General features: G+C 63.3%; 9 protein-coding genes. All 9 read left to right on the top strand.

Annotated elements, in window-relative coordinates:
* The first annotated feature begins 10 nt into the window (after window positions 1-10).
* The 9 genes from D0T21_RS20320 to D0T21_RS20280 all read left to right on the top strand — a co-directional run bounded on the left by D0T21_RS20320 (window position 11) and on the right by D0T21_RS20280 (window position 13,867).
* Complete coding sequence (locus D0T21_RS20320; protein ID WP_116991172.1) at window positions 11-2,239, top strand: TonB-dependent siderophore receptor; 2,229 nt, start codon at window positions 11-13, stop codon at window positions 2,237-2,239.
* A gap of 55 nt (window positions 2,240-2,294) precedes the next feature.
* A complete protein-coding gene (locus D0T21_RS20315; protein WP_199538522.1) occupies window positions 2,295-4,286 on the top strand; it encodes a M13 family metallopeptidase in 1,992 nt (663 codons plus the stop codon).
* Between the two features lie 201 nt (window positions 4,287-4,487).
* A complete protein-coding gene (locus tag D0T21_RS20310; protein ID WP_199538521.1) occupies window positions 4,488-6,488 on the top strand; it encodes a M13 family metallopeptidase in 2,001 nt (666 codons plus the stop codon).
* An 88-nt stretch (window positions 6,489-6,576) separates the two neighbouring features.
* Entirely contained in the window at window positions 6,577-8,643 is a 2,067-nt protein-coding gene (locus D0T21_RS20305; protein ID WP_116991169.1) for a M13 family metallopeptidase, read from the top strand.
* 94 nt (window positions 8,644-8,737) lie between these two features.
* Entirely contained in the window at window positions 8,738-9,295 is a 558-nt protein-coding gene (locus tag D0T21_RS20300) for a hypothetical protein (protein WP_116991168.1), read from the top strand.
* 178 nt (window positions 9,296-9,473) lie between these two features.
* Window positions 9,474-10,445 carry an ABC transporter substrate-binding protein gene (locus D0T21_RS20295; RefSeq protein ID WP_116991167.1) on the top strand — a complete coding sequence of 324 codons (972 nt, stop codon included), beginning with the start codon at window positions 9,474-9,476 and terminating at the stop codon, window positions 10,443-10,445.
* A gap of 15 nt (window positions 10,446-10,460) precedes the next feature.
* Window positions 10,461-11,282, top strand: a complete 822-nt coding sequence (locus D0T21_RS20290) for an ABC transporter permease (RefSeq protein ID WP_116991166.1) — start codon at window positions 10,461-10,463, stop codon at window positions 11,280-11,282.
* Between the two features lies 1 nt (window position 11,283).
* A complete protein-coding gene (locus D0T21_RS20285; RefSeq protein WP_199538511.1) occupies window positions 11,284-12,075 on the top strand; it encodes an ABC transporter ATP-binding protein in 792 nt (263 codons plus the stop codon).
* A 22-nt stretch (window positions 12,076-12,097) separates the two neighbouring features.
* Window positions 12,098-13,867, top strand: a complete 1,770-nt coding sequence (locus D0T21_RS20280; RefSeq protein ID WP_116991164.1) for an ATP-binding protein — start codon at window positions 12,098-12,100, stop codon at window positions 13,865-13,867.

Here is a 13,867-nt window from a genome sequence, read left to right as displayed (position 1 = left end):
TGTGCAGCCTATGAACAAACTGATCCCCTTCGCCTGTCTGGCCCTGTTGGGCGCTTCCGATGTGTATGCACAAGCCGACGCTGCACCCACCACCACCGCACCCGCCAAGCCGGCCCTGGGGCCGGACGGCAAGCCGGTGCCCCAGGTCACCATCAGCGGCGGCCGCGCCAGCGACATGGACGAACGCCGCAACTCGGTGGCCGGCAAGCAGATATATGGCCGCGAAGAGCTGGACCGCAACGGCGACAGCAACCTCGGCGACATCCTCAAGCGCCTGCCGGGCGTGACCATCGGCGGCCGTCCCGGCCGTGGCGGCGACGTGCGCATGCGCGGCATGGGCAACGGCTACACGCAGGTGCTGCTGAACGGCGAACGGCCGCCGGCCGGCTTCTCGATGGAATCGCTGTCGCCCGACCAGGTCGAGCGGGTGGAAATCATGCGCGGCCCGATCGCCGAGCACAGCACGCGCGCCATCGCCGGCACCATCAACATCATCCTGCGCGACGGCTACCAGCAAAAAGACAACCAGCTCAAGTTCACCGACAGCATCGAGCAGGGCCGCCACGCGCCGAACGTCTCGCTGACGGTGCCGGGCAAGGTGGGCAGCCTGACCTGGCTGCTGACCGGTTCGGTCTTCGAAAACCGCCAGCACGACCAGACCGAAACCTACAACCGCGACACCCGCGAAGACGGCGTGGTGCTCAAGGACCAGAACGTCCTCGACGAAACCAAGCGCACTTCGCGCGGCATCCACCTGACGCCGCGCCTGTCTTATAAATTCGACAGCGGCGATACGCTCAACTTCCAGCCCTTCCTGATGGTCAACCGCAGCGACGGCAACTCGCGCAGCGACCTGACGCAGAACTTCGGCCTGGTGCCGCCGGCCTTGCAGCAACCGCCCGAATACAACCTGGCGCTGACCGGCACCCACTCGGAATCGACCTTTTTGCGCGGCTTCGGCAACTGGGTGCACAAGCTGGAGGGCGCGTCCAAGCTGGACGTCAAGTTCGGCTTCGGCAGCGGCCACAGCGACAGCGACTCGCTGCGCTATCAATACGAGAACGCCGGTAACCTGCTGCAGCGCTACACCGACGACGCCACCGTGCGCGACCGCAGCGCCAGCAGCGGCGGCAAGTACACCACGCCGATCGGCAAGGAACACTCGCTGGCGGCCGGCTGGGATGTCGAGCTGGGCCATCGCGTCGAGACCAAGACTTCGCTGGACAAGAACGGTGTCTCGCAGTTCGGCGATTCCGGCGACAACCTGACCGCCGACACCCGCCGCCTGGCCGTGTTCGCACAGGACGAGTGGGACATCAACAAGCAGTGGTCGGGCTATGCCGGCCTGCGCTGGGAAGGCATACGCACCACCAGCACTCGCGCCGGCCAGGACATCAGCAACACCAGCAGCGTGCTGAGCCCGCTGCTGCACGGCGTCTACCGCATTCCCGAGCACGACAAGGACCAGATCCGCGCCAGCCTGACCAAGAGCTACAAGGCCGCCAACATCCAGGACCTGATCGCCTTGCCGTCGCTGTCGCGGCTGAACAGCGCCACCCGTCCCGACCGTACCGGCAACCCCGACCTGAAGCCCGAACTGGCGACCGGCCTGGACTTCGCGTACGAGCACTACCTGGGCCGCAGCGGCATCATCACGGCCGGCGGCTTCGTGCGCGACATCAAGGACCTGATCCGCCGCGAGCTGACCTTGCAGAACACGCCGACCGGCCCGCGCTGGGTGTCGACGCCGGCCAACATCGGCCACGCGCTCACCAAGGGCATCGAGCTGGAGGCCAAGTTCCAGTTGCAGGAGCTGATCGCGGATGGCCCGGCGATCGATTTCCGTTCCAACTACAGCCGCTTCTGGTCCAGCGTGGACGGCATCCCCGGCCCCAACAACCGCCTCGACGCGCAGCCCAAGCAGACCGCCAACGTCGGCCTGGACTACCGCCTGAAACCGGTGCCGTTGACCCTGGGCGCCAGCCTGAACTGGACGCCGGAGACCGTCATCCAGAGCAGCGCCGAGCAGGTGGTGACCACCAGCCGCAAGCGCTCGTTCGACGCCTACGGCCTGTGGAAGTTCAACGCGCGCAATCAAGTCCGCATTTCTGCAAATAATTTAATGGCGGAAGACGCGCTGGGTAGTAATATCGTGACCACCAATGGCCTGGCACAACTGGCCAACACGACCAACCAGACTTACGTGGTCTGGAGCGTCAAATACGAGATGAAATTCTGACCAAGAAGGAAATGCAGTGAAACGATACTTGCTGAGCGCGCTTACCCTGAGCCTGATGACCGCCGTTGCCGGCGCCGCCGACACCGCCCCCGTGTCCGGCATCGCCACCCAATACATCGACGCCAGCGTGCGTCCGCAAGACGACTTCTATCACTACCTGAACGGCGAGTGGCTGAAGAGCACGCAAATCCCCGAAGACAAATCCAGCTGGGGCACCTTCGCCAAGCTGCGCGATGATGTGCTGCCGCAGCTGCGCGCCATCATCGAAGCGGCCGAGGCCGACAAGAACCGCAAGGCCGGCAGCGACGCCCAGAAAATCGGCGACCTGTACGCCAGCTTCATGGACGAGAAAAAACTGGAGGCGCTGGGCGTCAAGCCGCTGGCCGGTGAACTGAACCGCATCCGCGCCATCAAGGACAAGAAGGCCTTCCCGATGCTGATCGCCCACCTGGACGAGATCGGCGTCGGCGCGCCGTACGGCATCTACGTCAGCCAGGATGCGCGCGAATCGACCAAGTACGCGGTCGGCATCTCGCAAAGCGGCCTGGGCCTGCCGGACCGCGACTACTACCTGAAAAAAGACGACGCCAAGATGGTGGACACGCTGGCCAAGTACGAGGCGCACGTGGCCAAGATCCTGGCGCTGGGCGGCGACAAGCACGCCGCCGCCAGCGCCAAGGCCGTGGTCGCTCTGGAAACCGCGCTGGCCGAGGTGCAGTGGACCAAGGTCGAGAACCGCGACCCGGTCAAGCGCTACAACAAGATGTCGATCGCCAAGCTGTCCGAGCTTGCGCCTGGCTACGACTGGCAGCACGCGCTGTCGGCGGCCGGCGTGGCGAACAAGATCGACTACGTCATCGTCAACCAGCCGAGCTACCTGAGTGGCTTCAACGCCGCGCTGGAAAAGACCGACCTGGCGACCTGGAAATCCTACTTCGAATGGCAGCTGCTGCGCCGCGCCTCGCCTTACCTGTCGAAGGACTTCGCCGACGCCAACTTCGATTTCTACAGCACCGTGCTGACCGGCGTGGCCGTCAAGCCGCCGCGCTGGAAATCGGCGGTGAATCTGGTGGAGGGCAGCCTGGGCGAGGTGCTGGGCAAGCTGTACGTGGGCCAGCATTTCCCGCCGGAGCGCAAGGCGCGCATGGAAGAGCTGGTGAAGAACCTGCTGGCTTCGTACAAGGCCAGCATCGACACGCTGGACTGGATGAGCCCGGAAACCAAGAAGGAAGCGCAAGCCAAGCTGGCCAAGTTCACGCCCAAGATCGGTTACCCGAACAAGTGGCGCGACTACTCGTCGCTGGCCATCGTCAAGAGCGACCTGGTGGGCAACGCCATGCGCGCCTCGGTGTTCGGCCATCAGCGCATGGTCAACAAGTTGGGCAAGCCGGTCGACCGCGAAGAGTGGGGCATGACGCCGCAGACCATCAACGCCTATTACAATTCGACGATGAACGAGATCGTGTTCCCGGCCGCGATCCTGCAGCCGCCGTTCTTTGACGCCAAGGCCGACGATGCCGTCAACTACGGCGCCATCGGCGCGGTGATCGGCCACGAAATCAGCCACGGCTTCGACGACAAGGGCAGCCAGTCCGACGGCGACGGCAATCTGCGCGACTGGTGGACCAAGGAAGACCGCGCCAACTTCAAGGCCAAGGCCGACGCGCTGACCAGGCAGTACGACGGCTACAGCCCGATCAAGGGCTACAACGTCAACGGCTCGCTGACCCTGGGCGAGAACATCGCCGACAACAGCGGCGTATCGATCGCCTACAAGGCCTACAAGCTGTCGCTGGGCGGCAAAGAAGCGCCGGTGATCGACGGCCTGACCGGTGACCAGCGCTTCTACATGGGCTTTGCCCAGGTATGGCGCAGCAAGACGCGCGACGCCCAGCAGATCGTGCTGATCAAGACCGATCCGCATTCGCCGGGCCAGTTCCGCGCCAACGGCACGATGGTCAACCAGCCGGGCTTCTACGAAGCCTTCGGCGTGAAGCCGGGCGACAAGATGTATGTTGCGCCGGAACAGCGCGTGATCATCTGGTAAGCGCTTAATCGCCTGAAAAACGCATAAAAAGGCCACCAAGTGTGGCCTTTTTGTTATTGTTTGAAAAACACTGGGGTCAAGTCTGACATTCGGACACAAGCTCGGCCGTATGCGCTTGCTACGCCAGAGGCCGTGTCCGAATGTCAGACTTGACCCCCATCTTTGGAGAGTGACTTGAAAGCACATCTGTTAAGCGCGCTGATGCTGGCGCTGCTGGCTTCGGCCGGCGTCCAGGCACAGCAAAAAATCTCGGGCGTGGACGTGGGCGAAATCAACGCCGCAGTGCGCCCGCAGGACGATTTCTTCCTCAACCTGAACGGCAAATGGCTGGCCAAGACCGCCATCCCGGCCGACAAATCGAGCTGGGGTTCGTTTGAAAAACTGGACGACGACACCAAGCCGCAACTGCGCGCCATCATCGAGGCGGCCGCCGCCGACCCGAACAAGACGCCCGGCTCCGACGCCCAGCGCATCGGCGATTTCTTCGCCAGCTATATGGACGAAGCCAAACTGGCGGAGGTGGGCCTGACCCCGCTGCGCGCCGAGCTCGACCGCGTGACCGCGCTCAAGGACAAGAAGGACATCCCGGCTCTGATCGCCCATTTCAACCGCTACGGCGTGACCGCGCCCTACGGCTTCGCCATCCACCAGGACAACAAGGATTCGACCAAATACGTGGCCGACCTCGTGCAGGATGGCCTGAGCCTGCCGGACCGCGACTACTACCTGAAAAAGTCGGACAAGAAGATGGCCGACACGCTGGCCAAGTACCAGCAGCACGTGACCAAGATGCTGACCCTGGCCGGCAACGCCAACCCGGCGGCCGACGCCAAGGCCATCGTCGCGCTGGAAACCGAGCTGGCGAAAATCCAGTGGACCAAGGTCGAGCTGCGCGACCCGGTCAAGGCCTACAACAAGGTGCCGCTGGCCGACCTGTCCAAGCTGGCGCCGGGCTACGACTGGACCACCTGGCTCAACGACACCGGCATCGGCGGCAAGGTCGACTACGTCATCGTCAGCCAGCCCAGCTTCATCACCGGTTTCAACAAGGTGCTGAACAAAACCCCGCTGTCCACCTGGCAGGCCTGGTTCCGCTGGCAGGTGATCCACGCCAGCGCGCCTTACCTGGCGAAGGATTTCGCGCTGGAGAACTTCGCCTTCTACGGCACCGTGCTGAGCGACACCAAAGAGCAAGAGCCACGCTGGAAGCGCGCGGTCAACGCCACCGACGGCGCGCTGGGCGAGAGCCTGGGCAAGCTGTACGTGGAGCAGCACTTCCCGGCCGAGCGCAAGGCGCGCATGGAGGCGCTGGTGAACAACCTGCTGGCGGCCTTCAAGCAAAGCATCAACACGCTGGACTGGATGGGCCCGGCCACCAAGGAACAGGCGCAGGCCAAGCTGGCCAAGTTCATGGTCAAGATCGGCTATCCGAACAAATGGCGCGACTACTCGTCGCTGGTGGTGGTCAAGGATGACCTGGTGGGCAATGTCCGCCGCTCGCGCGAGTTCGACTACAACAAGGAAGTGAACAAGCTCGGCAAGCCGATCGATCGCGACGAATGGGGCATGACGCCGCAGACCGTCAACGCCTACTACAACCCGGAGCTGAACGAGATCGTGTTCCCGGCCGTGATCCTGCAGCCGCCGTTCTTCAACGCCGACGCCGATGACGCGGTCAACTACGGCGCCATCGGCGCGGTGATCGGCCACGAGATCAGCCACGGCTTCGACGACCAGGGCGCCCAGTACGACGGCGACGGCAACCTGCGCGACTGGTGGACCAAGGCCGACCACAAGAACTTCGCCGCCAAGAGCAAGATGCTGGTCAAGCAGTACAACGCCTTCAGCCCGGTCAAGGGCTACCACGTCAACGGCGAGCTGACCCTGGGCGAGAACATCGCCGACAACTCCGGCGCGGCGATCGCCCTCAAGGCTTACCAGATCTCGCTGAACGGCCAGCCGTCGCCGGTGATCGACGGCCTGACCGGCGAGCAGCGCTTCTACATGGGCTTTGGCCAGGTGTGGCGCAGCAAGATCCGCGACGCCCAGCAAATCGTTTACCTTAAATCCGATCCGCACTCGCCGGACCAGTTCCGCGCCAACGGCACGGTGCGCAACCAGCCGGGTTTTTACAACGCTTTTGGCGTAAAACCGGGCGACAAGATGTATCTGGCGCCAAAAGACCGCGTCATCATGTGGTAACACTTTATGCGGTAGCGGCCCTGTGATATAAAGCGCAACAGGGCCAAACACCGTGGATTGGCCTTTATTAAATCAAGAGGATATTTTCGTGAAACGTCATCTCGTAAGTGCATTGACCCTGAGCCTGATCGCAGGCCTGGCGGGCGCCGCCGACAACACCACAAGTGTAGCTCCGGCCAGCGCCCAAGTAGCAAACGCCAAGCTGGCTTCCGGCATTGCGGTGGAATACATCGATCCAGCGGTACGCGCGCAGGACGACCTGTTCACCCATATGAACGGCAAATGGCTGGCCACGACTGAAATCCCGGCCGACAAAGCCAGCTGGGGCAGCTTCGCCAAGCTGCGCGACGATATCCAGCCGCAACTGCGCGCCATCATCGAAGGCGCCGCCGCCAACAAGGCCGGCGGCCCTGAAGCCCAGCGCATCGGCGACTTCTACAACAGCTTCATGGACGAAGCCAAGCTGGAACAGCTGGGCCTGACCCCGCTGAACGCGGAACTGGCGAAGATCGCCGCCGTGAACAACAAGAAGCAGCTGCCGGCGCTGATCTCGCACCTGAACAAAATCGGCGTGACCGCGCCGTACGGCTACGGCATCCACCAGGACAACAAGGATTCGACCAAGTATGTGGTCGATATCGGCCAGGACGGCCTGGGCCTGCCGGACCGCGATTACTACCTGAAAGCGGACGACAAGAAGATGGCCGATGCGCTGGCCAAGTATGAACTGCACATCGGCAAAATGCTGACCATGGCAGGCGACGAGCACGGCGCCATCACCGCGCACGCCATCGTGGAATTCGAAAAAGAGCTGGCCAAGATCCAGTGGACCAAGGTCGAACTGCGCGACCCGGTCAAGGCCTACAACAAGGTCGACATCGCCAAGCTGGGCAAGGTCGCGCCAGGTTTCGACTGGAACGCCTACCTGACCGACGCCGGCGTGACCGGCAAGGTCAAGTACGTGATCGTCGGCCAGCCTAGCTACCTGAAGGGCATGACCGCGCTGCTGGCCAAGACCCCGCTGGACACGCTGAAGTCCTACTTCCGCTGGCAGTTGCTGCGTTCGGGTGCGCCTTACCTGAGCAAAGCCTACGTCGATGAAAACTTCGCCTTCTACGGCACCGTGCTGAGCGGCGTGACCGAACAGCGTCCACGCTGGAAGCGCGGCGTATCCGTGACCGAAGGCGCGCTGGGCGAAGCCGTCGGCAAGATCTACGTCGAGCAGAACTTCCCGGCCGAGCGCAAGGCGCGCATGCAGGCGCTGGTCAACAACCTGCTGGCCGCCTACAAGGTCAGCATCGACCAGCTGGACTGGATGAGCCCAGTCACCAAGAAACAGGCGCAGGAAAAGCTGGCCAAGTTCACCACCAAGATCGCATACCCGGACCAGTGGCGCGATTACTCCAAGCTGGTCGTCTCCAAGGATGACCTGGTGGGCAACGTGGTGCGTTCGCGCGAGTTCGAGTACAACAAGGAACTGGCCAAGCTGGGCAAGCCGATCGACCGCGCAGAGTGGGGCATGACGCCGCAAACCGTCAACGCCTACTACAACCCGGAAATGAACGAAATCGTGTTCCCGGCCTCGATCCTGCAAGCACCGTTCTTCAATGCTGACGCGGACGACGCGGTCAACTACGGCGCCATCGGTGGCGTGATTGGCCACGAAATCAGCCACGGCTTCGACGACCAGGGCGCGCAGTACGACGGCGACGGCAACCTGCGTGACTGGTGGACCGCTGCGGACCACAAGAACTTCGCGGCCAAGACCAAGATGCTGGTGGAGCAGTACAACCAGTTCAGCCCGCTGCCTGGCTACCATGTCAACGGCGAACTGACCCTGGGCGAGAACATTGCCGACAACAGCGGCGTGGCGATTGCGTACAAGGCCTACAAGCTGTCGCTGGGCGGCAAGGAAGCACCAGTGATCGACGGCCTGACCGGCGACCAGCGCTTCTACATGGGCTTTGCTCAGGTATGGCGTTTGAAGATGCGCGAAGCGCAGCAGATCGTGCAGATCAAGACCGACCCGCACTCGCCAGGCCAATTCCGCGCCAACGGCCCGATGCGCAACCAGCCAGGCTTCTACGACGCCTTCAACGTGAAGCCAGGCGACAAGATGTACCTGGAACCAAAAGACCGCGTGATCATGTGGTAATCACCACGTAGACGCAACCAAGGGCCGCAGCGATGCGGCCCTTTTTCATTTCAGAGTAAACTACGGACTTCGAACTACAAGAAACCGGTACCCCATGCGCTTGCGTTATTCCGCACTCATCGTTTTGCCCCTGCTGCTGGCCGCTTGCGGCGATTCGTTCACGCCTGTCGATGTCTACATGGCGAAGACGCCGGAGTGCTCCACCTGGCAGGACGGCTCGCGCTATGAGCTGCCGCGCGGGATCAGTGTGTCGACCACGCCGCCGGTCACGCTGCCGGACGGCGGCGCGGAGTTCACCTTCGTCTACCTGGTGCCGCGCGGCGAGCGGGCCATGTTCCTGAGCCGCGAATACCACGTCACCGCACCCAAGGGCCCGGTGCTGGCCAAGGCGGAACTGGTCAGTTTCTACCAGCGCGCCACCAATTCACGGCCGGAAATCGTCGATGTGATCCCCAAGGTGCCGGACATGCTGGTCGCCGGCGCCACCAGCGATGACACGATCTGGCGCGTGCGCCTGCGCGTCAAGGACAAGCTGCCGGAACGCTTCGACGTGGTGCCGCCCGCCTTCGAGATCGCGCTGACCAAGTACCCGATGCGCACCTTCACCTATCGCTACTTCGCCGACCGCAAAGCCTTCGGCCTGTGCAGCTGATGCGCAGCTAAGCTTGGCGGATTTCCGCATAAGCACCGCCCGGTTCATGCGGTTTTCCGCCTGAACCGCCGCGCGCCAGTTTCGCCATCCCTTATAAATCAATGACTTGAACCGCAGTCCGTGCTTGGCACGGAAGCTGCAATGTCTCCCGGTAACTACAACCACAAAGGAGACAAGCATGTCCAAGTTCCGTCTGTTATCCCTGACGCTCGCCATCGTCGCCGCTGCGTCCACCGCACAGGCCCAGGAAGTGGTCCGCCTCGGCAACCTCAAGTTCGCCCACTACGGCGCCGTCTCGTACATCAAGGAAATCGCGCCCAAGTGCGGCATCAAGGTGGAAGAGCACGTCTTCGCCAAGGGTCCGGACGTGATGCAAGCCATCCTGGCCGGCGAGCTCGACGTCGGCGCCACCGCTTCCGAGGCCGCCATCTCCGGCCGCGCCAACGGCGCGCCCATCTACGTGGTGGCCGGCTTCGCCAAGGGCGGCGCGCGCCTGGTCGCCCGTCCCGACAGCAACATCAAGGCCATCAAGGATTTGAAGGGCAAGAAAGTCGGCGTCACGCGCGGCGGCATCCACGAGGTGCTGCTGATCGCCGAACTGGCCCAGGCCGGCCTGACCGCCTCCGACTCGCCGGGCAAGGATGTGCAGCTGGTGTTCCTGGCGTTCGCCGACCTGAACCAAGCGTTGATGGGCAAGAACCTGGACGCCATCATGCAAAGCGAACCGCAATCTTCGCAAGCCATCAACAAAGGCTACGGCGTGGAAGTGATGAAGCCGTACGACACGCCGATCGGCGCGCCGGTGCGCACCATGGTGATGAGCGAGAAGTTCTACAAGGAGCATCGCGCCACCGCCGCCAAGTTCATGACCTGCTTCGTGCAGGCCACCAAGCTGTTCCTCGACAACAAGCCGGTCGCCGAGAAATACGTGCGCGAAGTGATCTTCAAGAACCAGATCAGCAAGGACGATTTCGACGACGCCATCAGCAATTCGCCGTACACCTACGACATCACCGCCGAGCACATCCAGATCACCACCGACGTGATGGCCAAGCACGGCACCGGCAAGATGCGCGCCGCGCCTGTGGCCAAGGACTGGGTCAAGACCGACCTGCTGGAAGCGGCCAAGAAAAGCCTCAATATTCAATAACGACGGAGACACATCATGAGCAAGCAAGACTGGCGGCAGTCCGCCTCGGGCGCGGTTGTGCCCATCGTAATCGTCGCCCTGTGGCAAGCCAGCGCCATGCTGGGCTGGGTCAATCCGCAGGTGCTGCCGTCGCCGTTCGCGGTGGTGCACAAGTGGATCGAGTACCTGCTGCCGCTGACGGCCTACGATCCGTCCGCGCAATCGTGGCTGGGTTGGGCGCTGTCCGGCGAGCTGCTGGGCGACACCTTCAGCAGCATGTACCGCGTGATCGTCGGCTTCGCCATCGGCGCCGGCCTGGCGCTGCCGCTGGGCTTGCTGATGGGATCGAGCCAGCGCATGTATGCGTGGTTCAATCCGCTGATGCAGGTGCTGCGGCCGATTCCGCCGATCGCCTACATTCCGCTGGCGATTCTGTGGTTCGGCCTGGGTAATGCACCGGCCGTGTTCCTGATCGCGCTGGGTGCGTTTTTCCCGGTGCTGGTCAACACCATCGCCGGCGTGCGCCAGGTGGACGGCATCTACATCCGCGCCGCCCGCAACCTGGGCGTCAGCCAGCGCACCATGTTTGTCCGCGTGATGCTGCCGGCCGCCGTGCCCTACATCCTGTCCGGCGTGCGCATCGGCATCGGCACCGCCTTCATCGTGGTGATCGTGTCGGAGATGATCGCCGTGAACAACGGCCTCGGCTTCCGCATCCTCGAAGCGCGCGAATACTTCTGGTCCGACAAAATCATCGCCGGCATGATCAGCATCGGCTTGCTGGGCCTGATCATCGACGTCGGCATGAACAAACTGAACAATCATTTGCTGCGCTGGCACCGCGGCCTGGAGAATTAAGATGACCCATATCGAAGTCAAAGCCGTCAACAAGGTCTTCAAGACCGACAGCCGCGAAGTGATTGCCCTCAAGGACATCAACCTGGAGATCCCGCAAGGCCAGTTCGTCTGCCTGCTGGGGCCTTCCGGCTGCGGCAAGTCCACGCTGCTGAACGCGATCGCCGGTTTCTCGCTGCCGTCGTCCGGCGCCATCACCGCCGACAGCAAGCTGGTCACCGGTCCCGGCCCGGAACGCGGCATGGTGTTCCAGGAGTACGCACTGTTCCCCTGGATGACGGTGGAAAAGAACATCGCCTTCGGCCTGGAGATCAAGGGCATGCCGCAGGCCGAGATCACGGCCAAGGTCGATCAGCTGCTGGGCATGCTGTCGCTGAGCGATTTCAAGCACCGCTTCCCGAAAGACCTGTCCGGCGGCATGCGCCAGCGGGTCGCCATCGCCCGCGTGCTGGCGCTAGATTCGCCGATCATGCTGATGGACGAGCCGTTCGGCGCACTAGATGCGCTGACCCGCCGCAACCTGCAAGACGAACTGCTGCGCATCTGGGCCGAGCTGAAGAAGACCATCATCTTCGTCACCCACAGCATCGAGGAAGCGATTTACCTGGCCGACCGCATCGTCGTGATGACCTACCGTCCCGGCACCGTCAAGCGCGACCTGATGGTGGACCTGCCGCGCCTGCGCGACCCGTCCGCCGCCGAGTTCAACGCACTGAAGCGCGAACTGGGCCAGCTGGTGATGGAAGAGCAGCAACGCCATCACAACGACGAGATGCGCATGGCGGCGGTGGACTGAGCAGGTGCAGTAGAATCTGCGTATGCGCGCTCAAAAAAACCTGCTACTGCTGTTCGCACTCGTGTGCGCGCTGGGTGTGATTGCCGGGTCCTACCTGGCCGGCACCTGGCGCGCGCGTGAGGAACTGCGGCAGCAGGGCCAGCGCCAGTTGCAACTGATGGCGCCGGACCTGCAATCGCTGCTGCAAAAATATGAAACGCTGCCCTTTGTACTGGGCTTCCAGCCCGACCTGATCGAAGCGCTGGCGCATCCGTCCGACGCGCAGGCGATCACCCGCCTCAACAGCACGCTGCAAACCATCCAGCAACAAGCCAAGGTGGGCGCCATCTACGTGATGGACCGCGACGGCCTGACCATAGGCGCCAGCAACTGGGACCAGCCGCTGGGTTTCGTCGGCAAGAACTTTTCCTATCGTCCCTATTTCGACGCCGCGCTGCATGGCAGGGCGGGGCGCTTCTACGGCATCGGCACCAGCACCAGCGAGGCCGGCTACTTCATCGCGCAGCCGGTGTACCGCAACGGCACGGCAGGTGGCCCGGTCACCGGCGTGGTGGCGGTGAAGATCAGCCTGGCCGACTTCGAACGCACCTGGCGCAGCAGCGACGACGCCATCGTGCTGGCCGACAGCACCGGCGTCATTTTCCTCAGCAACCGCCCGGACTGGATCTACCGCAGCCTGCACGCGCTGGACGCGGCCACCGAGCGCCAACTGGCGCACACCCAGCAATACACCGGCCAGAAGATCACGCCGCTGAGCGGGCATGCCGACCTGTTCGTCACGCAATCGGTGGGGCAGCTGGGTTGGCAGCTGATGCTGTTCCCCGGCCAGCTGCGCGTGGTGCGCACCGGCGTGCAGTGGGCCGCTGCGGCGGCGTTGCTGCTGGCTTGCGCGGCGGTGTCGAGTTGGGCGCTGCATCAGCGCCGTCGCCGCCTGGAAGAGCGCATGGCCTCGGCCGCAGCGCTGCAAAAGGCGGCCGACGAGCTGGACGACAAAATCGTCGAACGCACGCAACAACTGCGCACTACCAATCAGCATCTGGAAAGCAAGTACGCCAAGTTGCAGGAGACCGAACACCTGCTGCGCTCCACGCAGAACGAGCTGGTCCAGGCGGGCAAGCTGGCGATGCTGGGCCAGATGGCGGCCGGCATCACCCACGAACTGAACCAGCCGCTGGCCGCGATCCGCGCCTTTGCCGACAACGCCCGCGTGTTCCTGGCGCGCGGGCAGGGCGAGCAGGTGGAGGGCAACCTCGGCCACATCAGCGAGGCCAGCGCGCGCATGGGCGCCATTATTGGCCAGTTGAAGGGCTTCGCGCGCAAGGATGAAACGGTGGCGATGGTCGATCTGGCGGCCTCGGTGCGCGCTTCGGCGTTTTTGTTGGAAAGCGAGTTCCGCCGTCACGCTGTCGCGCTGGACATCGCCGCTGCCGACGGCCTGCAAGTGACCGGCAGCAGTGTGCGCATCGAACAAGTGCTGATCAACCTGCTGCGCAACGCGCTCGACGCGGTGGAGACGGCAGAGCGGCGCGAAGTCGCCATCCGTCTGGAGCGCGACGGCGCGTGTGCGCTGGTCAGCATCAGCGATAGTGGCGCCGGCATACCGGATCAGGTGGTGGCGCATTTGTTCGAGCCGTTCTTCACCACCAAGCCGTCCGGCAAGGGATTGGGACTGGGGCTGGCGATCTCATCGTCCATCGTGCAGGCCATGAACGGCCAATTGACGGCGCATAATCAAGCAGGCGGCGGCGCGCGCTTCGAGTTGCGCCTGCCGCTGCAAACCGAGGGAGCATAA

Source organism: Duganella sp. BJB476, assembly GCF_003416895.1.
In the GTDB taxonomy this organism is placed as follows: Bacteria; Pseudomonadota; Gammaproteobacteria; order Burkholderiales; family Burkholderiaceae_D; genus Rugamonas.
The sequence above is the reverse complement of the archived record's forward strand: the minus strand, read 5'-3'. Positions and strand labels throughout refer to the sequence as shown.